The following is a 21,681-nucleotide window of genomic DNA, read 5'->3' as shown; positions in this document are numbered from 1 at the left end:
CAGTCTCTCACTGCTCTGTCATGCCCGCATGCCGGGCGCAAACCTCATCCGCCAGTTCCTGAAAGCGCAGGCCACGTGCCTCAAACCCAGAAAACTGATCAAAGCTGGCACAGGCGGGTGAAAGCAACACAACAGGCGTATGCGTAAGGTGTGCTTCCGTATAAGCCGCAGGCACGGCGTTTTCCAGTGTTTCTGCCATTGTAAAAGGCACGTTGTGTTCTTTTAGTGTTTGGGCCAGTTGCGGCGCATCCCGCCCGATCAGGAATGTATGTGCAATATGCGGGAAATAGGGCGTGAGAGAGGCAATGCCGCCTTCTTTTGCCGTGCCGCCTGCAATCCACACCAGTTTTTCATAATACCCCAAGGCGCGAGAGGCTGCATCTGCATTTGTAGCTTTGCTGTCATCCACAAAATCTACCCCGTTGCAGGAAGCTACAAGCTTTTGCCGATGCGGTAGGCCGGGAAAAGAGACCACGGCTTGTGCAATGGTTGCATCTGGCACACCCAGAAAACGCGCTATGGCAATAACGGCAGCAGCATTTTCTGCATTATGCGTGCCGGGAAGGCTAGGCCCGGTTTGCGCTATGCGTGTGTTGTGGTGCCATATGGCACCATCCTTGCCGTAATAAGAACAGGCAGGGTTGGTGCCGGAAATGGTCTCACATTTGGCAGGGCCATGTTCCAGTTCGGCGGCAATGGCGCGGCACCATGCATCATCCATACCAATTACGGCCAGATCCTTGTTTGTTTGGCCGGTGAACACACGTTGTTTGGCTTGGGCATAGCCATCCATACCGGCATGACGGTCTAGGTGATCTGGTGTCAGGTTCAGCAAACAAGCGGCATCAAAGCGCAGGGTATCCAGCCGTTCCAACATGTAGGATGACATTTCCAGCACATATACGCCGTTATCTGGCAGCAAAGGCAGGGCCAGTGCGGCTGGCCCAAGGTTGCCACCAGCAGCTACGGGCAGTTTGGCTTCTGCCAGAATATGGGCCAGCAGAGTGGTAGTGGTGGATTTGCCGTTGGTGCCTGTAATGCCTACAAAACGGGCTTTGCTGCCAGATTTACGCACAGCCCGATAAAGCAATTCGGCATCGGAAAAAATGGGAATACCCGCTGCCTTGGCCATAAGGGCGATAGAGTGAGGCTTGGGTAAAACGTGCGGAATACCGGGGGAAAGAATAAGCGCTTCAAACCCGTTCAAGTTTTCAAACGGCTTGCACGTAATACGTGCTGCAACATCAGGCGCAAGGGTGGAAAGTGCGTCTGCCAGCCCTTTGCGTCCGGCCTCACCATCATCCCATACCTGCACGGTGGCACCTGTGCTTGCCAGCATAAGCACGGTTGGCAGGCCATTTTTGCCAAGGCCGAAAACAGCAAAGTGCTGCCCGGAAAACAGGGAGGGTGAAAAGCCGTTCATCTTAGTTTCAGTGTGGCCAGACCACACAGCCCCAGAACAATGGAAACAATCCAGAACCGGATAACAATCTTGGGTTCTGCCCACCCTTTTTTCTCAAAATGGTGGTGGAACGGGGCCATAAGAAACACACGACGGCCTGTGCGTTTGTACCAAAATACCTGAATGACGACAGAAAGTGTTTCTGCCACAAACAGGCCGCCCACAATGCACAGCACCAGTTCATGCTTGATGGCAACGGCCAGAGAACCCAGCGCCCCACCAAGGGAAAGGGAGCCCGTATCCCCCATAAATACCGAGGCCGGAGGGGCGTTAAACCACAAAAACCCAAGGCCAGCACCAACAAGGGCAGCGCAGAATACAGCCAGTTCCCCCGTGCCGGGCACGGCGTGGATTTGCAGGTAATCTGCAAAAACATGGTTGCCAACCAGATAGGAGAGAATGGCAAACACCAAAGAGGCCACAATAACAGGCCCGATAGCCAGCCCATCCAGCCCATCTGTAAAATTGACCGCATTGCCAAAGCCGGTAATCACGATCATGGCGAATACGGGGTAAAGAATACCTAGTGGCAACAAAAGATCTTTTACAAACGGGAAAGCCAGATGGTTTGCCAGTTCTGGTGGCATGAGATATTGCAGCCATAACCCGCAAATAAGCGAAATACCAAACTCCCCGCCAAGTCTGGCGCGTTTGGAAAGGCCATCTGTGTTGCGGCGTGCCAGTTTGCGGTAATCATCTGCAAACCCAATGGCGCCAAAACCCAGAGTGGTGAGCATAACAGCCCACACAAATCCGTTTTCCAGATCTCCCCAAATCAGCATGGAGATCACCAGAGAAATCAAAATCAACACACCGCCCATTGTTGGCGTGCCAGTTTTTTCCAGAATATGGCGTTCAGGGCCAACAGCGCGAATGGGTTGACCTTCTCGCTGGATACGGCGCAGCATTCTAATAAGCGGGCGGCCCAGAAGCAGGCTGATGCCCAAGGCGGTCATACACGCACAGCCTGCGCGGAACGTAATGTAACGCAGCAAGTTCAGGATCGTGATGTGCCCATCATGCGCAGCGTGAGAAATCAGCATATATAGCATTAGGCACACTCCACTGCGGGAAGTGCGTTTAGTGCTGCAATAATGTCTCGCATGCGGCTCCCTAAACTGCCTTTCACCAATACAGCGTCCCCCTTGCGCAAAGCCGCGCAGACATGAGGAGCAAGTAAGGCAGCACTTTCTGCCCATGCACCCTGCTTGGAGGGCGGAAGGGCATCAAAAAGGGTTTTCATGTAAGATCCGCAGCAAAAAACGAGGTCAGCAGCACTGGCAGCCGGGGCAGCAAGTGCCTGATGTTCGGAAATGGAGAATTCACCTAGCTCACGCATATCGCCCAGAACGGCAATGCGGCGCGTGGCAGGGATATGACGCAGAACATCCAATGCAGCCCGGATGGAAGCTGCCGAGGCATTATAACTTTCATCCAGCAGAGTAATGGTTCCACCAGCAACTTGGATGAGGGCACCACGGCCTTTACCGGGGCGAAAATCTGCCAGTGCGGCCGCAGCTTTAGCAACATCTGCGCCAAGAGCGGCACAGGCTGCCAGTGCTGCAACAGCATTGCGGGCCAGATGTGTGCCGGGGGCTGGAAGGTGGACGTTAAACGTTTTGCCCTGAATAGAAACATCAAAGCGTGAGCCATCAGAGCCAGTTTGCAAATGTGCCAGATGTGCTGTGCTTTGAGGGTTCGCACCACAGGGCCATAAAATAGCCTGTGTTTTTTTTCCTGCAGCAGTAAAAAACTGCCTGCCGTGCGCATCATCCGGCACAATGGCAATCCCGCCTTTGGGAAGTGCGGTAATGATAGAAGATTTTTCTTCCGCAATAGCATCCAAGCTGCCCATATGGCCCAGATGCGCTGAACCAATAGTGGTAATAACGGCCACATCCGGCTGTACCATTTTAGCAAGCGGAAGGATTTCTCCCGGATGGTTCATACCAATTTCACTAATACAGAAAGCAGCTTCTCGCGGTAGGCGTGCAAGTGTAAGTGGCACCCCCCAATGGTTGTTGTAGGAAGCCTCTGCCGCATGTGTAAGACCAGAAGGCGCTAAGCAAAGGCGCAGCATTTCCTTGGTGGTGGTTTTACCCACGCTACCTGTTATGGCGACAACTTTGCCCTTAAAACGTGCCCGTGCGGCCTGCGCCAGCTTTTGAAGGCCCCGCATGGTATCTGGTACCAACAGAATACGCGGGTCTGTTATCCCTTCGGCTGAATGAGCCAGAACAGCCGCAGCACCTTTTTCAAGCGCTGTGGCAATATGTGTGTGTCCATCGCTGTTATCGCCTTTTAGGGCAATAAACAGATCTCCGGGGGCGAGAGTGCGCGTATCAATGGAAATACCGGTAACAGAAACAGAGGTATTTCCTAAAAACGTTCCACCTGTTGCGATTTCCAGCTCTTCACGCGTCCACAAAAGGCTCATGGATGGCCCGCCAGTGTGCGCAACACGGCGGCATCATCAAACGGTAAAATGGTATTGCCTATAATTTGCCCCTGTTCGTGGCCTTTGCCGGCCACAACCAGTACATCGTCTGCTTTAAGCATGGAAAGAGCTTCTGCTATTGCTTGTTTTCTGTCTGCAATTTCCAGCGCTTGCGGGGCGCCGGCTTTTATCTCTGCACGAATAGATGCGGGATTTTCTGTGCGCGGGTTGTCATCTGTAATAATGGCAATATCCGCACCTTTAATGGCTTCCTGACCCATAAGAGGGCGCTTGCCACTATCACGATCACCCCCTGCGCCCAGAACAACAACCAACTTGCCGCGTGCGTGGGGGCGCAAAGAAGCCAGAAGCCGTGCTAGCGCATCTGGTGTATGGGCGTAATCTACATATGCGCAGGCCCCGTTGGGCAGAATTGTTGCACGTTCCAGCCGCCCCCGAACCCCTTTGAGGTGAGGGAGATGGGGCAGGATACTTGTAATTTCGGTATCATCCTGCGCAGCTAGAGCTACAGCCAGTAAAACGTTATCTGCCTGAAAGCGTCCCGGAATAGGGAGTAAAACTGTGCTGACGTGGCCATTGTGTTCAATGGTCAGTTCCTGCCCAGCAGGAAGAGCGTTGTGTGCTACAAGGCGTAATGTTGTGCCCCGTTCACCAACCAGCCGTAGCCGTAGGTTCCGGCGGGCAGCAATGGTGCGGAGGGCTTGGAGTGTTTGCGCATCCATATCAGCATTGGCGGCGGCGATGGCATGTTCCGGCAAAAGAGTATCAAACAGCTTCAATTTGGCTGTGCGATAGGCCTCTATGGTCAGATGATAATCCAGATGATCCCGCGTTAGATTGGTAAAACCAGCGGCGGCAAGGTGCAAACCATCTAGCCGCCCTTGTTCCAGCCCGTGGGACGAGGCTTCCAGTGCAACATGGTTAAACCCAGCTTGGGTGAGTGCAGCCAACCCATTGGCAAGAGCGACCGGATCTGGCGTTGTAAGCGCAGGGAGGGAGATGAGAGTATCTTCCGCTCCAGTAAGGCCAAGCGTGCCAATGGCAGCGGCTTTAAACCCCTGTAATGCCCAGATTTGGCGCAGAAAATCCGCAGTGCTGGTTTTGCCATTTGTGCCAGTAATTGCCACCAGATGCTGCGGCTGAGGCCCAGCCAGAACAGCCGCCATAAGTGCCAGTGCGTGGCGCGGATTTGGGGCCAGAATAAGTGGGCAGGTGGGCACTCCTGTTGGCCACTGCGTATCTGCTGGTGCCAGAACTGCCGCAGCACCATTTTGCACGGCTGTTGCAATAAAGGCCCGACCGTCGGCTTTAACGCCCGGCAAAGCGGCAAAAAGCGTACCCGGTTTTACCTGCCGACTATCCGCCGTAATGGAGGAAATATCAGGGTTTTCGGGTAGGTTTGGAAGCCCTGCAAATGCAAGAAGGGCGGAAAGAGGAAGGCTCATTCGTCCATAACCTCAGCGGCTGCTTTTTTGCGTTCTGCCATTGCGCGTTTAAGCGCTTCTTTTTCTGCCTTGTGCTCGGCTTCTGCTTTGCGCGGATCACCCGGATCATTCCCCGGCCCAAGCGGTCTTACGCCCCGCGGCACTGCAGGATGCAGGGGCAGGGCCATTTGCGCATCAATCTGCTCAGCATGCTCTGTATCCGGGAAAATCTGGAGCATGGGGCCAATGCGTGAAACAATTTTGGAAACAGTAGGTGCTGCGTTCCAGCCAGCAGTTGTCCAGCCGTGGGTTTGAGGTGTGGGTTTGGGGCTATCCAGCATGACATACACGGCATAATGCGGTGCGTTCATGGGGAAGATGCCTGTAAAAGCTGAGATGTTCACGTGCTTCAGGTAGCCGCCATGTGGGCCAATTTTTTCTGCCGTGCCGGTTTTACCACCCACAAAATACCCCGGAGATTCTGCTGTGCGCCCTGTGCCGTGGGTAACGTCCAGCCGCAGAAGGCGGCGTAGAAGGCTGGATACTTTTTCGGAAAGAATACGTGGGCCTGCGGGCGTAACTGGGGCATCTGCCGCGTTGCTTTGAGTATCATCTTCTACGCTTTGCTCAAGCGCTGCGTTTTGAATGCCACTGGCAAATTGTGGGCTTATGCCCGGCGCGCTGGCAGTGGCATTGGCCGGATCTTCCTTATCCAGCAAGGTAGGCGTTACCAGAATGCCACCATTAACCGTAGCCGCTGTGCCACGCACAATGGCCAATGGGGGTTCAGCCACACCATGCCCAAACCCAACTGTCATAACTGTGGCAATACCCCATTGGTGTGGCACCAACGGGCGTGCAGCTTCTGGCAGCTCAACCGGAACGGGGGAGAAAAAACCCATGGAACGCAGCCATTCGGACTGCTTTTTGCCGCCAACATCCAATGCAATATGTGCGGCTGCCGGGTTGGAGGAATAAGCCATCACTTCGGGCAGCGTTAGCCACGGAGAGAAATGATCATTCTTCATATCGCGGATGGTGAAGCGCCCGATATGCAAAGGCACAGATGAAAACCGGTCCCAAATATGGATGGTACCTGTTTCCAGCCCCATAGCCGTTGTTTGCAGTTTAAAGGTGGAACCGGGTTCGTACAAACCGGTAACAGCACGGTTAAAACGTTCATCATTGGTGGCGTGGGCAAAATTATTGGCATCAAAGTCAGGCAGGCTGACCATGGCAATAATTTCGCCTGTGCGCACATCCATTACAATGCCGCATGCCCCAATCGCCTGAAATGTCTGCATAGCATTAGCCACTTCTTCACGCACAGCAGACTGAACACGAATATCCAATGACAGATGAAGAGGACGATGGTCAGAAAGCAGGCGCTTATCGAAGTATTTTTCAATCCCGGCCACGCCGTGATCGTCAATATCAACAGTACCCATAATCTGGGCGGCCATGCGGCCTAGCGGATAATGCCGTCTTTCACCCGGTTCAAAATAGATACCCGGAATGCCAAGATTATTGATGGCCAGTTCCTGCTGGGGGGAAATATTGCGCGCGATGTAAACAAATTGTTTGGGGCGGGAAAGGCGATCGGCAGTTTCCTGCTCATCCATATCCTTAAGGATAGCTTTTAGCTTGTGCGCAACATCCTTGGGGTCAATCAGTTCTTGCGGATTGGCATAAACCTGCGCAACAGGCAGGGAAAGTGCCAGTGTCTGACCATTGCGATCTACAATGGAAGCGCGATGCACTTGCGGTAGAGAGAAATCCCCAGCAAGGCTGCCCTTAGGATCAATTTTAGGAATTTCGGGAATCTGCGGCGCAATCTGCCGCTTTTCCGGCGCCATGGGGTGAATGACTGTCGCAATGCTGAGTTTGATGGCGACAACAGCAAAAATCAGGCAAAAACCGCCAGCAACGCCCAAAAGCCTTACATGCATTTGGTCCCGATGTGCGCGGGCGCGCAAATCGTCCCCCGTAACACCTACTGTGCGCGTTGAGTCGGGGTCATTGGGGGAGACAGACATGCCAGGTCAGAAAGGCCTTTAACCACAAAAAATCAGTTGGCAACCGGAACAGGAGCCGGCAGCGCATCACCACTACGGCTGAGCAAAGAGCCGCTGCTATAACTGGAAGTAGCGCGTGCTTCCATATAGCTGGAAGGCGTAGATGATGCGCGATGCGGGCGCGTGGCATGCCAACTAGCGGCCGCAACCGGAAGCGGATGCCGGATTGGCGCTGTATCATCATCTGAAGCCTGTGCAACATGCCGAATAGCCGGAGATGCCACACGTGTAAGGCTATGGCGAACCGGGGCTACAGGCGCATCATCATCCACGTTGGTGGAGGCAACAACCTGTGGGCGTGGTGTTTCTGCAGCCAGATGATGCACAGGGTGCGCAGATGCTACAGGATCAGCCACCTGAGCAACACGGACCGGAGCAACGGCAGATTCAGGCGCAGTGTGCGGGCGATCATGATGCACAATAGGTGCGCGCAAAACAGGTGCCGCATCAGCCACTGATGTTGCACGTGGGTGAGGGGCAGGTTCCGCTGCAATACGCGGCACGTCAGCCACAACAGTTGGCGCTGTTACAGGGCGCGCTGGATGAATAACTGCTGGCGGCGTTACGTGAGTAGGGCGTGCATCAGCCACAACAGCCGGTGCATGCGCTGGTGGCGCAATAACCGGAGGGGGCGCAATGCTGGTTGATTTATCTGCCACCAGTGCCGGTGCAGGTGGCAAGGCATCTTTTGCAACCGCAGGCAGGTGGCTTTCCAAATCAGTCATACGCACAAACTGCGTAGGGTTCATGGTCTGCAACCCGGCCTCATGCCGCGCCACAAGCTGGGCAAGGCGTTCTGGCTGGTTTTCCAGAGCCCATTCCGTGCGTAGGATAGATGTTTGTGTGCGAACGTGCTCCGTTTCCTTCACGATCTGAGAAATCTGCTGATCAAGAAGGGTGGTCTGATGTTTCTTTGTGTAAAGGAAAAAGCCAGATGCAATCGCCAGAACCGCACAGCAGCATGTAAATGGACGGGGTATCATGGACTTAGCCCTTTTTTACGGAAGCAGGGGTTGATGCACGTTTCATGACAGCGCGCAGCCGTGCACTTCTGGCGCGAGGATTATGGCTACATTCAGTATCGCTGGGCCGTCGGGCTTTGTGCGTAAGGGCTACAAAGCCCGCTTCTGGCGCGGGGGTTCCTGCTGCACGGGGGTCATAGCGTGAAAAGCTATTATCCTTACCCGTGGCATGCTGCACCATACGCTTGGCGATACGATCTTCCAGTGAATGGAAGGAAACAACAACAAGCCGCCCGCCCGGGGCCAGCATATCCAGTGCCTGCTCCAACCCGCGCTCAATTTCGCCCAGCTCATCGTTTACCGCAATGCGCAGCCCCTGAAAGGCACGTGTAGCGGAATCTATGCCGGAACGATCTTTGGGAATAACAGATCGCACAAGATTAGCCAGCTGCGTAGTGGTTTCGAAAGGCGTTTCCGAACGGGCATTTACAACCGCGCGGGCAAGACGGCGTGCATGACGCTCTTCTCCATAGAAATGGAAAATATCTGCCAGCTCTGCTTCAGGTGCCTTGTTGACGATATCTGCTGCGGATGGCCCGGATTTTTCCATGCGCATATCCAGCGGGCCTTCCATACGGAAGGAAAACCCACGATCAGCTTCATCCAACTGGAAAGAGGACACGCCCAGATCCAGCACAATACCATCAAACGTGGAGATGCTTGCTGCACTTGCCAGATCCTGCATATTGCCAAAGCTGCCTTGCAGCATATGAAGGCGAGAACCGCCATTTGCAGCAGGGAATGTACGGCTTAATACCAGCCCACGCGCAATGGCATCCGGGTCACGGTCAATACCCCATACGTTGCAATCAGCACTTTTTAGAATGGCGGAACTGTAGCCGCCTCCACCAAAAGTACAATCCAGAATACGCTTACCATCTGCGGGATGAAGATATTCCAGAACCTCTGCTAGCATAACCGGAATGTGGCCCTGAGCTGTTTCAGGGTGCGTAAAGGAAGAAAGAGCGTTCATGCATTACGCCCTTTTGAATCTGCTCCACTTGCGGCCGGAATACTTACACGGCGTGAACGCTGGCGTGCTTCTGCCCGGCGCTGTTGCGCGGCCTGAGGCTCCCAAATCTGAAAAACACGACCAACACCCATAAAGGCAGCCGTGGGGTTTTTTGTCAGCCCGGCATGTTCACGTAAAAAATCGGGTAAAATAATGCGGCCTTCACGATCGGGGTCTATGGGGTAAGCATCGGCATACAGGGCGGCGGCCAGATCATCATGCTCATCAGAAAACATGTCCAGCCGATCCAACGGTTCGGTCAGGCGTGCAAAAGCCACGGCAGGCCATGCCTCAACACATGGCAGGGTATGGGAGGGGCGAAGAATCATCAGCGCGTCACCTTCCGTCTGCTGCGTTTTGAGCACTGAACGGAACCCGGCTGGAATCGAAATGCGCCCCTTGGCGTCGAATCGATTTTCATGCGTGCCGAGAAATACGCCCACGTACGTCAGAAGCCTTTGCAGAAACAGCCTTTCCGTTCGCAATTCAGCGGGGAACAGAACCGCCTTCACCACACTTGTGGTCTGGTATGGGATAGCATGGGATGTTATGGGACGCAAATTAAAATGACAGAAAAAACAGCAGAAAACCGCCATTATTTAAGTATTCATGCAGAAAAGATTTCTGACACGAATGTATTGATTTTGTGGCAGCAAACAAAAGATTGCCGTTTTCTGTTCTTTTTATGTTCTATTTTTGGTGTAAAAACAGAGCAGATTGAGGAGAAAGAGAGTGTCAGGTGGTCTGTAAGCCGGGTTCTGTCCACCTCCGTAAAGAGGCTGGACGGTCATTCGTCTAGGGCATGTTTTGCAACATGCCTCTCGCAACCAACCCGAACGGCAGGGCGGAAGAACCCCCGAAACCACAAGAGTTTCTGCCGTTCCTATTCGGTTTTGCTCCCGGTGGGGTTTACCGTGCCTCCTCTGTTACCAGCGGAGCGGTGCGCTCTTACCGCACCGTTTCACCCTTACCTTCAGCCTGTCCCATAAAATCCCATAAGGATTTTACAAAGCCAGACCCGGAAGGCGGTCTGTTTTCTGTGGCACTTTCCCTAAGGTTACCCTCGCCGGCCGTTAGCCGGCACCGTTCTTCCGTGGAGCCCGGACTTTCCTCTCTCCTGCCCGTTAAAGAGCAGGACAGCGACCGCCCAACCACCTGACGGAGCGCACCCTGCGTCGGGCTTGCGTTCAGGTCAAGCCGCAACTGATGTTATGAAGGCATGACGATGCAGAAAATTGCCGGTAATCAGGTAGCTATGTCTGATTTTTCTGATGTGCCTCAAAACTCCGTTCCTGCACGGCCCAATCTTCCATCTCGGCTTTTGCTGCGCTGTATCAGGTGGCAGGAGCAGCTTAAGCGGAAGCATGCGGGCGCAGATGAGTCTGAAACAGGCAGGCCTCACAACGCAGCCCAGGAAATGGCTGCGTTTCTTGTGCGGTTGCGCAAGGCGATGGATACCCCATCTTTTCCGCTACGCCTTTCATCTGTGCCGATAAGAAGGGTGGTCACTTTATCTATACCCGGTGCTGCGGGGCCGATGCGGGCGCGTCTTTTTATTCCTTATGGGCGGGTAAGGGGCGCTTTGCTGTATTTGCATGGGGGCGGGTTTGTACACTGCGGGCTGAATTCCCATTACGGGATATGCTGCCGTTTGGCGCGAGCTTCTGGCGCTGCGGTATTATTGCCTGATTATCGCTTGGCCCCAGAACATCCTTTCCCCGCTGCTATTGATGACAGTCAGGTCGCCCTGCAATGGCTGGCTGGTGCTTCTGCCCGATATTGGGGGGGCAAGGTTGCCGTTGCGGGAGACAGTGCGGGCGGAAATTTAGCTGCTGTTCTGGCGCAGGATGGGCGCGGGGGGCTGGGGCCCCAACCTGTTATGCAGTTGCTGTATTATCCTTCTCTGTATGGAGAGAAGCTTTTTCCATCTCATTGCACTTATGAGAAAGGCTATTTTCTCTCTCGCAAATCAATGCAGTGGTATGGAGATCAGTATATTCAAAAGCCTGAACACTGGCTGCACCCACGTTTTGCACCGGGCTTAAACCCGGATCTGCAAGGTTTGCCTCCAGCCGTTATTATTACGGCGCAATGTGACCCCATGCGTGATGAAGGCACAGCCTATGCGCAGGCGTTGGAGCTGGCAGGGGTTGAGGTAATATACCGCTGTTACCCCGGTGCGCTACATGCGTTCCTGAACTTTTACGCCTTTATGCCGCATGGCAAGGCGGCCTTGCGGTTTGGTGGCAAGGTGCTGAAGAAAGCCTTTGCCGGGTAAGGCCGGTCAAGCACATTACGGAATGGGATGAAAAACCCCCGGTGACCCCTGATCCGAATAAACAAGCCGATTCAGCCTATCCACTCGCAAAGTGAACAGTTTAGGCAAGTCATCTTTCGGGCCGGGGCAGGTGCCGGAATGCTTTTCCATAACATCAATGCGCGATGCTGTGGGGGCATCGTTTCCGTTCACCACAAACAGTAGGCAATCTGGCCGATCATGCGTCATGCCGTTATGGGTGACCTTCAGGCGTAGGTGGCGCACTAAGGCTGTATCATCAAACCAGCTTGCGGGTTTGAACGTATAGGAATCCACCAGCCGATCCAGCGTGCCGGTTTTGGCCAGCAGGATCATCATAAGGGAAAGAGGCAAAACAATTGCCAGCCGGCGCAGAATGTGTTGGCGCAGGGTGCGCTTTGCAAATGGCCCGCGACCAGTCATTTTAGGGGAGGATGTGTTCATGTTAGCATATCTTCGTGCCAAAGAGCACCATCACGTGCCAGAAGCGCACGAGTGGTTGCAGGGCCCCAGCTTCCGGCAGGGTAGGGTTCTAGCGGCGTAAGGGCATAGCGCCAGGAATCCAGAATAGGTTCTACCCATTTCCATGAGGCTTCAACTTCATCACGCCGGATGAAAAGGGCTGGGTCTCCGCGCACGGCATCCAGCAGCAAACGCTCGTAGGAATCCTGATACTGCACAGCAAATTCGTTTTCGTAAGACATATGCAGCGTGGCGTTGCGCACTCTGAACCCACCAGCACCGGGGTCTCGCGCTGCCAATACAAGTGAGAGTTCTTCATGCGGGGCAATGCGGATAACCAACCGGCCAGGAGAGGGCATGTTGGTAAAAATCGGCCAGACCTGCGGGCGGAATTGGATAACAATTTCTGTAGTTTTGGTAGCTAACCGTTTGCCTGTGCGCAGGTAAAAAGGTGTATCCCCCCACCGGGCCGTACGAATTTTGGTGCGAATGGCTACAAATGTTTCGGTATCACTGGGGCGGCCTGTTTTCAGATCATCCACATAGCCCGGAACGTCTTCCCCTTTTATGTGGCCAGCCGTGTATTGCCCCCGGATAACATTTTTGCGCACCATATCGGGTGTCATGGGGCGGAGGGCGTTGAGCACTTTCAACTTTTCATTCCGCAGATCATCCGCGCGCAGAGAGGCTGGGGCATCCATGGCTACCATGCACAGAACCTGCAAAAGGTGGTTCTGCACCATATCTCGTAACGCACCAGATTTATCGTAGTAGGACCCACGGTCTCCCACACCTACTGTTTCTGCTGCGGTAATCTGCACATGGGCGATGGCCTGGGAAGACCACAATTGTTCCAGTGCTGGGTTGGCAAAGCGTAGGGCCAGAATATTCTGCACGCCTTCCTTACCCAGATAGTGGTCAATCCGGTAAATGGCGTCTTCAGAGAAGTAGCGGCCCACACCCTCATTGATCTCATTGGCAGATTGCAGATCTGTGCCAATGGGTTTTTCCAGCACAACCCGCGTATGCTGCGTAATCAGGTTATGGTGGGAAAGCCCTGCGCAAATGGCGGAATACAGCGCCGGAGCCGTAGCAAAATAGAAAACCCGCGTGCGCTCTGCATCGGAAAGCGTAGCGCCAAGCTCCTGCCAATGGGGGCCTTCCTGCGTGGCATCAAGATACACATAGGTCAGAAGCCCCAGAAACTGGTTGAGTGTTTCTGTGTCTTTGGCAATGTCAGGGGCAAATTCGTGCAGGGTGGCGCTGCACAAATTCCGAAACTGCTCGGTGGTGAGTTCAGACCTCGCCGTGCAGATAATTCGTGCTTCCTGATCAAATTCGCGAGCATGGAAGCGGCGCAAAAATGCAGGCATCAGCTTTCGGCGTGTCAGATCACCTGTCGCGCCAAAGATGACAAAGTCAAAAGGTTCCGTGCGGTTCACAAGAGCCATGATGCAGGGTTCTCGCTGGTCAGCCGGAGGGCGATGCCCGCCGTAAAAAAGTCGTGGTTTGCGGGCAAAAGGCCCAGAACAAGAACAAGGTGCTGTGCTTATGGAAGGCTGCCCGCGTGTTTGCAAGGGGTTCTGATGTGCTGCATCATTGACCACATACACGTGGCGCGATAAGCCCGCGCTTCACTATCTGGCAATGTTAGCAGGTTCTGCCTGCGCACTGTTGGGTGTTTGTATATAAATTAGGAGGCCGAAGCATGGATGGCGAACGCATTTCCGGGGATGAAGATGCAGCTGTTGGCGGTATTGCCGCAGATCGGCTGAGAAGCATTATTGAGCGTGTTGAACGCTTGGAAGAAGAACGCAAGGCTCTGGCGGGAGATATCAAGGATATCTTTACAGAAGCAAAGTCTGCCGGGTTTGATGTAAAGGTTATTCGCCAGATCATCCGCCTGCGTAAGCAGGAGCCGGCCGAAGTGGAAGAGCAGGAAACACTGCTGGATATCTACCGTCGCGCATTGGGTATGTAAAAGGCTAGTCGGGTCTATTTCCCATGATGTCTCTGTCTTTTCCTGATTGGATGCCTGTCTGGGGCCAGCTTTTGGTTCTGGCTTTTGGCGTGTTATTCGGGCTTGCTTTCATGATGATGCCTTTTGCCGTGTTTGGGGTAAAAGGGCGGTTGGGTGAGATTTCTCTCCAATTGGAAGAAATCCAGGCCGAGCTGCGTGCGCAGGCTGTGCGGGGTGCTCCTGCGTATCAGGAGCCTACGCTGCCTGTTGCAGCAGAGCGAAACGGCAGAACATCATCCGGCGTGGTGGTGGAAGAGGTGCGTCCGCCGGAGGTTGCAAAACCTCCTGCGGCACCTCGTGCAGTGCCCGTTTTTCCCGAACTGCGGACACCTAAGGTTTCTGATGCGTATGAAGCGCGAGAGGAAGCCCCACCAAAACCGCATCTTGCGCCAGACCCGGAAAAGCCGGTGGTGCGCCGCATGCCGTGGCATGAGCCAGAAGCCCCGCCAGCAGAAACTGGAGCGGAAATACTGCGCCGGCAGCGTGCACCAGATGCCAACCAGCCACCGTATCGGCCTGATTTTTCACACGAGGCCCCACCGCCTAACCCATCTGTTCGGATACCGCGTGTTGATGAGCATACTGGCCGTGCGGAACCTGTGCTGAATTGGCCAAGAAAAAATCCGGCGAACGATTAAAAGTTTTAGATCATGACGAGGTCATCACGATGGATGATCTCGTCCCGCCCATGCCACCCCAGAATATCTGTAAGCTCAGTGGAGCGGTAGCCTGCAATACGTCGGGCATCATCTGCATCATAGGCGGCAAGCCCATGTGCCAGCACGATGCCATCCGTATTGATAATTTCTACCAGATCACCCTGAGAGAAATCACCCTTCACCCCAAGCACACCTGCTGGCAAAAGAGATTTGCCTTGCTGCAATGCGGTTACGGCACCATTATCCACCATAATTTCACCTGCTGGTGTCAGGCTGCCTGCAATCCATTGCTTGCGGGCCGTATGGGCGCAATTTTGCGGCAGGAACCATGAGCAGCGCCCGCCTTCCAACAAAGAGCGGAGCGGGTGGGGCGTTTTGCCCAAGGCAATAGCCATGGCACAGCCTGAGCGCGTAGCAATGCCCGCGGCCAACAGTTTGGTGCGCATACCCCCAGAAGAATAGCCCGGAGGAGGCTCACCCCCCATTGCTTCAATTTCTGGGGTAAGGGTTTCAATCACGGGCAGATGCTGTGCATCCGGGTTTGTGCGTGGGTCAGCCGTGTAGAGGCCATCAATATCAGAAAGCAGCACAAGCTGATCTGAGTCAGTCATTTGTGCAACACGGGCTGCAAGCCTGTCATTATCGCCAAAACGGATTTCGGCTGTGGCAACGGTATCATTTTCGTTAATAACGGGAACACACCCCATTTCTAGTAGGGTGTTCAGCGTTGCGCGTGCATTCAGGTAGCGTTTGCGGTCTTCTGTATCTTCCGGGGTGAGCAAAAGCTGGGCAGCAACAAGGCCGTGGGCCGAAAGAGCATTGCTCCATGCCTGTGCCAGACTGATCTGCCCTACGGCCGCGGCCGCCTGCTTTTCTGCTAAGCGGAGCGCATCACCAGCCAGCCCCAATGTGTGCCGGGCAAGTGCAATAGCGCCAGAAGATACAACAGTAACAGCCGTGCCCTGTTTGCGCAGATACGCAATATCTGCTGCCACACTGGCCAGCCATTCCTGACGAGGTGCCTGTTTTTCTGGGTCCACCACCAGCGCACTACCTATTTTAACAACAAGCCGTTTGGCATTGGTAAGGGAGGGGCTGGTGTATCCGGTCATGGATCAGTTCCGTAAAAGCAAAGGGGCTTGAGGGGCCTGTGGGCAGCTAAGTGTTCAGGCGGGGTTTTTATCCGCATTCTTGCGGTTTTCGGTAACCTGATTCTGGAGCATGCGCAAAAGTTCTGGCACGCCCTGATGGGTTGCCGCAGAAATCAACACCACTGGTGCGCCACTGGCTTTTTCCAGCGCAGCGCGCCGGGAAGAAGCTTCCCGCGGGGTCATGGCATCCATTTTGTTCAGAGCGATGATTTCCGGCTTTTCTGCAAGCCCGCCATCATAAGCGGCAAGCTCATGCCGAATAGTACGCCATGCGTCTACAACGCTGCCAGCGGCACCATCAATAAGGTGCAGCAATACAGCGCAGCGTTCAACATGGCCCAGAAAGCGGTCTCCAAGCCCGGTGCCTTCATGTGCGCCTTCAATAAGGCCGGGAATATCCGCTACAACAAACTCTTCCGTCATGGAAAGGCGCACAACGCCAAGCTGAGGATGCAATGTTGTAAAGGGATAATCGGCAATTTTGGGCTTTGCAGCAGAAACAACAGAAAGGAATGTGGATTTGCCAGCATTGGGCAGACCAACAAGGCCGACATCCGCAATCAGCTTAAGGCGTAGCCAAACCCAGCGCTCTTCACCCGGCCAGCCTTTATCAGACCGACGGGGGGCACGGTTGGTGCTGCTTTTAAAATGCGCATTGCCGTAGCCGCCATCGCCCCCGCGGCAAAGGGTGATGCGTTTACCAGCTTCGTTCAAATCCGCCAGTAGGGTTACGCGATCATCATCCATAATCTGGGTGCCAATGGGCACTTTGATGATAACAGCAGAGGCCGCAGCCCCTGTGCGGTCAGCCCCGGCGCCGTTGCCGCCTTTGCGCGCACGGAAGTGCTGCGTGTAGCGAAAATCGATTAGAGTGTTCAGGTTGGGTACGGCTTCAAAAATAATATCGCCACCGCGTCCGCCATTCCCACCATCGGGGCCGCCGAATTCAATATACTTTTCCCGCCGGAAGGCTGTCACGCCATCTCCGCCATCTCCTGAGCGGACGTAGATTTTTGCCTGATCCAGAAACTTCATGACATACCTTACTCAAGTCCAGAACGCGAAAAAGGGCCGATCCTGAGGACCGGCCCCTGTTTCTGCTCCGGCCACACGGGAAAACGTGCGGTGGAAAAACCGAACTGCTTATTCAGCAGCGGCAGGCAGCGCATCCACAGAAACGTGTACGCGGCCTTCTGCACGGCGTTCGAAGCGAACATTACCGTTAGTCAGGGCAAACAGGGTGTGGTCTTTGCCAACACCAACGTTTACGCCAGCTTTCACCTTCGTGCCACGCTGGCGCACGATGATGTTGCCAGCAATAACCTGCTCGCCACCAAATTTCTTGACGCCAAGGCGGCGTCCGGCGCTATCGCGCCCGTTACGGGATGAACCGCCAGCTTTTTTTTGTGCCATGACCTAAGTTCTCCGTGGTCTTAACCAGTCTGAATCCCTAATGTGGGTTCAGGCTGCGTTGATTTCCTGAATGCGCAGAACGGTAACCGGCTGGCGGTGACCATTTTTACGGCGGCTGTTCTGCCGACGGCGCTTCTTGAAGATGATGACCTTCTTGAGGCGGTCCTGAGCGATAACGGTTGCCGTTACCTTTGCGCCAGCCACGGTAGGGGCACCAATCTGGCTGCCGCTTTCGCCACCAACGGCCAGAACTTCATCAAATGTAACGGTTGCGCCGGCTTCAACTTCCAGCTTTTCAACCTTCAGCACCATGTTGGGCTCAACCCGGTACTGCTTGCCGCCGGTGCGGATAACTGCGTACATAAACTGTCTCTTCCGATCTCTGGATTCTCGCGGCACCATTCAGATACAGGCGAAAATTCTGGTCGCTTTTTCTTCTTTGGCTGCACAATGCGCGCAGCATGGTTCCATCTGTGTGGATTAGGGCGGATTTTTAAGCGGTCAGGGTAGGGCGCGTCAATAGAAATATGGGGCCTATGCACTTGCATGGGCTATAAAAGCGTGTCTATAAGCCCGCGCTATAGGAGAGATGCCGGAGCGGTCGAACGGGGCGGTCTCGAAAACCGTTGTGCGCGCAAGCGTACCGAGGGTTCGAATCCCTCTCTCTCCGCCATTTGATATATCCCATGACAGTCCATAGAACGGCGAAGGCAACTGGCCCAGATTTGGGCGGATATGCTTATGAAAGACCAGCCCGATGCGATGACACTCCTGAGGCATCGGAAGCGTTGAAATGGCCGGAAATGGGGATTCCCATTCCCGGTAAAGAGTTCTGTGGTTCTCTCTGCTCTATGGATTCCAGTAGATATTTCTGAAATCCATAGAGCAGGGAAGGGTAGATTTAATTATTGTTTTTGGCGTTCAGCTGTATCCACTCTGTGACGGTCGACTCAAGCCAACGAACAGTGCGCGGACTGATTTTATGTGTGGCAGGAGGAAATTTGTCATTTCTGATCAAGAGTCTCACGTACGATGGCGACATCGACACGCGCTCGCACACCTGCTTCAGTGTGAGTAAGTTTTCACACATTTTATTTCTCCGTCAGAAGTATAGTATCCACAATACTTATATTTATTGTGGAATGCAGGAGGGTATTCCCTGATGTATGTATTGATACAGGAAAAATAACTAATAATCAAATTTCTAAAGTTGTGTATTGTGTAAAACAACGAAAAATTCCCTAAATTCAGGAAAAAATAATGTGTGCTTTCTATTTATTTTTGGATTATTATGTTTTTACTTTGTTTATCATAGTATAAGTTTGAATTTTCTGCGGTTATAGAACTTCAACAATCTACGCAATGAGAGTTTGATCTATATGATATAAGTTCCCTGTTAGTATTTTTGGTGAAAGAAGAAAAAATATCGGTTATTTTATAAGGATATTCATATTTCTGGAATCAGAATATGCGAGAAAATCATAGAATTGTTTGGTTTTTCAGTTGAATTCTGATCATTTACTTTTTCAGATCATAAACGGTATCAATTGAAGCGACTATAAAAGTATCACTTCTGCTGCGAATCAGATTCGAATCGGAGTCTGGGAAATCAGATCGGGATGGATCATTTTGAAAAAATAATGACTAATTATATCCTTTGCCCACCTATGGAGAGTCTGCCATCCTGATGTGAACTGAATGAATTGCCCCGGGTTTTGTGGAGACATCAATACCCGGGGCAATTCAATCTGTGATGTTTTCTCTCTGTTTTCAGGGAGAGAATGAATGCGACGATATGGCCTGAGTGACAGCCAGTGGGAACGGATAAAAGATCTTCTCCCGGGTCGTGAAGGTCATGTCGACGGAACGGCCGCCGATAACCGTCTGCTTGTGGAAGCGGTGGTGTATCGCTACCGCGCAGGCATTCCCTGGCGTGACCTGCCAGCGCGGTTCGGGGATTGGAAGAATGTTCACAGACGTCTGCGCCGCTGGTGCGAAAGCGGTGTCATCGAGCAGGTTTTCCGGCATCTGGCCGCCGATCGTGACAACGGATATATGATGATCGACTGCACGACGCGGAAATCTCACAGAAGGGTTGTACATCGGGTTAGATTATGAAAAAGTCTGTTTTGCACAAAAGAAATTTTCGTAAGCTATAAGAAAACCCGATGCAGACAGAGTGTAGCGCAGGCGCGTATGAATTTCCAGCCTCCTGTGGACGGCGTGTTGTGGCCCGTTTTGACGGGGGTCGCATGAGTTCGGATGGGGGCGTCATTCTGGTGAAGCAGGCTGATGACATTCTGGGTCTCAGCCGCCGCTTTGCTGCCTGTTTTCGCGATGAACGGCATCCCGGCTTTGTGGAATACCGGGTTGAAGACCTTGTCCGTCAGCGGATCATGGGCCTGGCACTGGGCTATGAAGACCTTAATGACCATGACGCTTTACGTCATGATCCTGTCATGGGTCTGGTATCGGGACGTCTGTCAGGAAGCCGGGCCAACTGTGTGGCACTGGCAGGAAAATCCACGCTGAACCGGCTAGAGCGCAGTGGGCAGCAGGCAGATCGTTACTGCCGCATCATTGCTGATCATGAGGCCCTGGCTACCCTGTTCGTGACGCTTTTCATGGACCAGCATGAGCGCGCACCCGCCCGGATCGTTCTGGATGTGGATGCCACCGATGACCGTATCCATGGCCATCAGGAAGGCCGGGCCTTTCATGGATATTACGGCCATAACTGCTATCTTCCCCTGTATGTCTTCTGCGGGGACCATCTCCTCAGCGCTACCCTGCGCACGGCAGACAGGGACCCGGGGAAGGAAGCACTGGCAGACATCCGCCGGATCGTGGAGCAGATCAGGAGCCGTTGGCCCCGGGTGCGTATCCTGGTGCGTGGGGACAGCGGTTTCGCCCGGGACAGTCTGATGACATGGTGCGAAGACAACCACGTTGACTTCCTGTTCGGGCTTGCAGGCAACACCCGCCTGTATGACCGGATTGCCTCTTTGTCCGCTGAGGTTCGTGACGAAGCCGCCACGACAGGCAGAGCTGCGCGCGGTTTCGCCTCCTTTGACTGGATCACAAAGGACAGCTGGACGCGCCGCAGGCGGGTCGTGGCCAAGGCCGAATGGCGCCACGGCAACCGCTATCATCGCTTTATTGTCACCACGCTACCGCAGGGAATGTCCGACCCCCGCCATCTCTACGAACAGATTTACTGCGCACGCGGGGATATGGAAAACCGCATCAAGGAATGCCAGATGGATCTGTTCTCAGACAGGACCTCGTCCCACACCATCCGGGCCAACCAGCTCCGGCTGTGGTTCTCGGCCGCAGCCTATGTCCTGCTGACCGCTCTGCAAAGACTGGCCCTTGGCCAGACCAGCCTGGAGACGGCGACCTGTGGCACCATACGCGCACGACTGCTCAAAATCGCGACACGTGTAACGCTCAGCGTCCGTCGGATTGTCCTGTCCATGCCGGACATGTTCCCCTGTCAGCATGAATTCGCCCTCGCTCATGCACGATTGCGAAGGCTCCGGCAGGCCATCTGAAGAAACAGACAGTGCACAGACCACAATAGCTTCCACCAACACTGCCTTCTCAGGCCGTGACACCCTCACTGCGTTCAGAACCCGCCGCCAGAAGCAGAATATCGTCAATATTCCAGATCGGGCTCCTGTGGGATGACTGAACTCTACAAAATGACCCGAAATTGCCTCAAGTGTGAGAAATCCGCGACGATTATCCGGGCTCACCAGCACAGTGCGGGTGCCCGTAAAAAAGGGGAGCGGATCAGGCCATCGGGCGGTCCCGTGGCGGACTGACCTCGAAAATTCACGCCATTGTCGATGCCGCAGGAAAGGCGGTCGCCCTGTCCCTGACGCCCGGGCAGAGAGCGGACATCACGGAAGCAGACCGCCTGCTGGATGAAGTCGACCCTGCAACCTTTATCGCTGACAAGGCTTATGACGCTGATCCGCTTATCGAAAAGCTCGAAGAACGGCAGATTACACCGGTTATCCCTTCAAGGAAAAACCGACGCGATTCACGGAAAATAAGCTTCCAGCTCTACAAAAACAGAAACATCATTGAACGCTTCTTGCCAGGCTGAAGCAGTTCAGAGGCATTGCAACGCGCTACGACAAGCTGAAGTCAACATTCTTCGCAGCAGCGCAACTCGTCTCCGCCATCATCGGAATTAACTGACGACACGCCCTAGCACTA

Annotated in this window: 19 protein-coding genes, 1 tRNA gene, 1 other RNA gene and 2 pseudogenes; 7 read left to right on the top strand and 16 right to left on the bottom strand. The window is 53.9% G+C overall.

The features are described from left to right. Positions 1 to 7 precede the first annotated feature (7 nt). The 9 genes from murD to rnpB all read right to left on the bottom strand — a co-directional run bounded on the left by murD (position 8) and on the right by rnpB (position 10,612). Complete coding sequence (murD, locus tag A4S02_RS07620; protein WP_070323410.1) at positions 8 to 1,423, bottom strand: UDP-N-acetylmuramoyl-L-alanine--D-glutamate ligase; 1,416 nt, start codon at positions 1,421 to 1,423, stop codon at positions 8 to 10. Further along, a complete protein-coding gene (gene mraY, locus A4S02_RS07615) occupies positions 1,420 to 2,514 on the bottom strand; it encodes a phospho-N-acetylmuramoyl-pentapeptide-transferase (RefSeq protein WP_070323409.1) in 1,095 nt (364 codons plus the stop codon). The genes murD and mraY overlap by 4 nt, the downstream gene beginning before the upstream one ends. After that, entirely contained in the window at positions 2,514 to 3,899 is a 1,386-nt protein-coding gene (locus A4S02_RS07610) for a UDP-N-acetylmuramoyl-tripeptide--D-alanyl-D-alanine ligase (RefSeq protein ID WP_070323408.1), read from the bottom strand. The genes mraY and A4S02_RS07610 overlap by 1 nt, the downstream gene beginning before the upstream one ends. Continuing rightward, positions 3,896 to 5,365, bottom strand: a complete 1,470-nt coding sequence (locus A4S02_RS07605; protein WP_070323407.1) for a UDP-N-acetylmuramoyl-L-alanyl-D-glutamate--2,6-diaminopimelate ligase — start codon at positions 5,363 to 5,365, stop codon at positions 3,896 to 3,898. The genes A4S02_RS07610 and A4S02_RS07605 overlap by 4 nt, the downstream gene beginning before the upstream one ends. After that, entirely contained in the window at positions 5,362 to 7,380 is a 2,019-nt protein-coding gene (locus tag A4S02_RS07600; protein WP_070323406.1) for a peptidoglycan D,D-transpeptidase FtsI family protein, read from the bottom strand. The genes A4S02_RS07605 and A4S02_RS07600 overlap by 4 nt, the downstream gene beginning before the upstream one ends. 32 nt (positions 7,381 to 7,412) lie before the next feature. Beyond that, positions 7,413 to 8,402, bottom strand: a complete 990-nt coding sequence (ftsL, locus tag A4S02_RS07595) for a cell division protein FtsL (protein WP_070323405.1) — start codon at positions 8,400 to 8,402, stop codon at positions 7,413 to 7,415. 4 nt (positions 8,403 to 8,406) lie between these two features. Continuing rightward, the gene (rsmH, locus tag A4S02_RS07590; protein ID WP_070323404.1) at positions 8,407 to 9,414 is read right to left on the bottom strand and encodes a 16S rRNA (cytosine(1402)-N(4))-methyltransferase RsmH; all 1,008 of its coding nucleotides are present in this window, start codon (positions 9,412 to 9,414) and stop codon (positions 8,407 to 8,409) included. After that, a complete protein-coding gene (gene mraZ, locus A4S02_RS07585; protein WP_070324215.1) occupies positions 9,411 to 9,896 on the bottom strand; it encodes a division/cell wall cluster transcriptional repressor MraZ in 486 nt (161 codons plus the stop codon). The genes rsmH and mraZ overlap by 4 nt, the downstream gene beginning before the upstream one ends. Positions 9,897 to 10,184: 288 nt before the next feature. After that, positions 10,185 to 10,612, bottom strand: an RNA gene (gene rnpB / locus A4S02_RS07580) — RNase P RNA component class A. 60 nt (positions 10,613 to 10,672) lie between these two features. Here rnpB and A4S02_RS07575 point away from each other — a divergent pair. Then, a complete protein-coding gene (locus A4S02_RS07575) occupies positions 10,673 to 11,731 on the top strand; it encodes an alpha/beta hydrolase (RefSeq protein WP_070323403.1) in 1,059 nt (352 codons plus the stop codon). Positions 11,732 to 11,746: 15 nt separating this feature from the next. On the opposite strand, the gene A4S02_RS07570 is transcribed toward A4S02_RS07575, so the two are convergent. Continuing rightward, positions 11,747 to 12,193 carry a hypothetical protein gene (locus A4S02_RS07570; protein WP_003628480.1) on the bottom strand — a complete coding sequence of 149 codons (447 nt, stop codon included), beginning with the start codon at positions 12,191 to 12,193 and terminating at the stop codon, positions 11,747 to 11,749. Next, positions 12,190 to 13,824, bottom strand: a complete 1,635-nt coding sequence (gene zwf, locus A4S02_RS07565; protein ID WP_082246786.1) for a glucose-6-phosphate dehydrogenase — start codon at positions 13,822 to 13,824, stop codon at positions 12,190 to 12,192. The genes A4S02_RS07570 and zwf overlap by 4 nt, the downstream gene beginning before the upstream one ends. 95 nt (positions 13,825 to 13,919) lie before the next feature. Between zwf and A4S02_RS07560 the strand changes: the two genes are divergently transcribed. Next, the gene (locus A4S02_RS07560; protein ID WP_003623048.1) at positions 13,920 to 14,192 is read left to right on the top strand and encodes a DUF2312 domain-containing protein; all 273 of its coding nucleotides are present in this window, start codon (positions 13,920 to 13,922) and stop codon (positions 14,190 to 14,192) included. A gap of 23 nt (positions 14,193 to 14,215) precedes the next feature. Further along, positions 14,216 to 14,869, top strand: coding sequence for a hypothetical protein (locus tag A4S02_RS07555; RefSeq protein ID WP_026019365.1), 654 nt, complete (start codon positions 14,216 to 14,218; stop codon positions 14,867 to 14,869). Between the two features lie 5 nt (positions 14,870 to 14,874). Here the strand turns inward: A4S02_RS07555 and proB are convergent, their stop codons facing one another. From proB to rplU, 4 genes are all read right to left on the bottom strand, one after another. Then, the gene (gene proB, locus A4S02_RS07550; RefSeq protein ID WP_070323402.1) at positions 14,875 to 16,002 is read right to left on the bottom strand and encodes a glutamate 5-kinase; all 1,128 of its coding nucleotides are present in this window, start codon (positions 16,000 to 16,002) and stop codon (positions 14,875 to 14,877) included. Between the two features lie 54 nt (positions 16,003 to 16,056). Continuing rightward, on the bottom strand, positions 16,057 to 17,076 hold the full coding sequence (obgE, locus tag A4S02_RS07545; RefSeq protein WP_070323401.1) for a GTPase ObgE: 1,020 nt from the start codon (positions 17,074 to 17,076) through the stop codon (positions 16,057 to 16,059). 108 nt (positions 17,077 to 17,184) lie between these two features. Next, complete coding sequence (gene rpmA, locus A4S02_RS07540) at positions 17,185 to 17,454, bottom strand: 50S ribosomal protein L27 (RefSeq protein ID WP_019089166.1); 270 nt, start codon at positions 17,452 to 17,454, stop codon at positions 17,185 to 17,187. 48 nt (positions 17,455 to 17,502) lie between these two features. Beyond that, positions 17,503 to 17,817 carry a 50S ribosomal protein L21 gene (rplU, locus tag A4S02_RS07535; RefSeq protein ID WP_026019364.1) on the bottom strand — a complete coding sequence of 105 codons (315 nt, stop codon included), beginning with the start codon at positions 17,815 to 17,817 and terminating at the stop codon, positions 17,503 to 17,505. A 220-nt stretch (positions 17,818 to 18,037) separates the two neighbouring features. Between rplU and A4S02_RS07530 the strand changes: the two genes are divergently transcribed. Next, positions 18,038 to 18,127, top strand: a tRNA-Ser gene (locus A4S02_RS07530). A gap of 228 nt (positions 18,128 to 18,355) precedes the next feature. Here the strand turns inward: A4S02_RS07530 and A4S02_RS15060 are convergent. Further along, positions 18,356 to 18,496 carry a helix-turn-helix transcriptional regulator gene (locus tag A4S02_RS15060; protein WP_231869323.1) on the bottom strand — a complete coding sequence of 47 codons (141 nt, stop codon included), beginning with the start codon at positions 18,494 to 18,496 and terminating at the stop codon, positions 18,356 to 18,358. A 743-nt stretch (positions 18,497 to 19,239) separates the two neighbouring features. Here A4S02_RS15060 and A4S02_RS15055 point away from each other — a divergent pair. The 3 genes and pseudogenes from A4S02_RS15055 to A4S02_RS15050 all read left to right on the top strand — a co-directional run. Next, positions 19,240 to 19,545, top strand: a pseudogene (locus A4S02_RS15055) (transposase); the annotation flags it as partial. 77 nt (positions 19,546 to 19,622) lie between these two features. After that, positions 19,623 to 21,008 (top strand): IS1380 family transposase, encoded by a 1,386-nt coding sequence (locus tag A4S02_RS07520; RefSeq protein ID WP_070323399.1) that lies wholly within the window; start codon positions 19,623 to 19,625, stop codon positions 21,006 to 21,008. 183 nt (positions 21,009 to 21,191) lie between these two features. Further along, positions 21,192 to 21,663, top strand: a pseudogene (locus A4S02_RS15050) (IS5 family transposase); the annotation flags it as partial. Between the last annotated feature and the right edge of the window lie 18 nt (positions 21,664 to 21,681).

It is taken from the genome of Acetobacter ascendens, from assembly GCF_001766235.1.
Lineage (GTDB): Bacteria > Pseudomonadota > Alphaproteobacteria > Acetobacterales > Acetobacteraceae > Acetobacter > Acetobacter ascendens.
The sequence above is the reverse complement of the archived record's forward strand: the minus strand, read 5'-3'. Positions and strand labels throughout refer to the sequence as shown.

Bases quoted from the DNA above. Each gene is read 5' to 3' on its own strand.
- A4S02_RS07600 (WP_070323406.1), bottom strand. From the start codon at position 7,380: ATGTCTGTCTCCCCCAATGACCCCGACTCAACGCGCACAGTAGGTGTT.
- A4S02_RS07605 (WP_070323407.1), bottom strand. From the start codon at position 5,365: ATGAGCCTTCCTCTTTCCGCCCTTCTTGCATTTGCAGGGCTTCCAAAC.
- A4S02_RS07560 (WP_003623048.1), top strand. From the start codon at position 13,920: ATGGATGGCGAACGCATTTCCGGGGATGAAGATGCAGCTGTTGGCGGT.
- A4S02_RS07555 (WP_026019365.1), top strand. From the start codon at position 14,216: ATGATGTCTCTGTCTTTTCCTGATTGGATGCCTGTCTGGGGCCAGCTT.
- rpmA (WP_019089166.1), bottom strand. From the start codon at position 17,454: ATGGCACAAAAAAAAGCTGGCGGTTCATCCCGTAACGGGCGCGATAGC.
- obgE (WP_070323401.1), bottom strand. From the start codon at position 17,076: ATGAAGTTTCTGGATCAGGCAAAAATCTACGTCCGCTCAGGAGATGGC.
- mraY (WP_070323409.1), bottom strand. From the start codon at position 2,514: ATGCTATATATGCTGATTTCTCACGCTGCGCATGATGGGCACATCACG.
- rplU (WP_026019364.1), bottom strand. From the start codon at position 17,817: ATGTACGCAGTTATCCGCACCGGCGGCAAGCAGTACCGGGTTGAGCCC.
- ftsL (WP_070323405.1), bottom strand. From the start codon at position 8,402: ATGATACCCCGTCCATTTACATGCTGCTGTGCGGTTCTGGCGATTGCA.
- A4S02_RS07575 (WP_070323403.1), top strand. From the start codon at position 10,673: ATGACGATGCAGAAAATTGCCGGTAATCAGGTAGCTATGTCTGATTTT.
- A4S02_RS07520 (WP_070323399.1), top strand. From the start codon at position 19,623: ATGCAGACAGAGTGTAGCGCAGGCGCGTATGAATTTCCAGCCTCCTGT.
- proB (WP_070323402.1), bottom strand. From the start codon at position 16,002: ATGACCGGATACACCAGCCCCTCCCTTACCAATGCCAAACGGCTTGTT.
- A4S02_RS07570 (WP_003628480.1), bottom strand. From the start codon at position 12,193: ATGAACACATCCTCCCCTAAAATGACTGGTCGCGGGCCATTTGCAAAG.
- rsmH (WP_070323404.1), bottom strand. From the start codon at position 9,414: ATGAACGCTCTTTCTTCCTTTACGCACCCTGAAACAGCTCAGGGCCAC.
- A4S02_RS07610 (WP_070323408.1), bottom strand. From the start codon at position 3,899: ATGAGCCTTTTGTGGACGCGTGAAGAGCTGGAAATCGCAACAGGTGGA.
- murD (WP_070323410.1), bottom strand. From the start codon at position 1,423: ATGAACGGCTTTTCACCCTCCCTGTTTTCCGGGCAGCACTTTGCTGTT.
- A4S02_RS15060 (WP_231869323.1), bottom strand. From the start codon at position 18,496: ATGTCGCCATCGTACGTGAGACTCTTGATCAGAAATGACAAATTTCCT.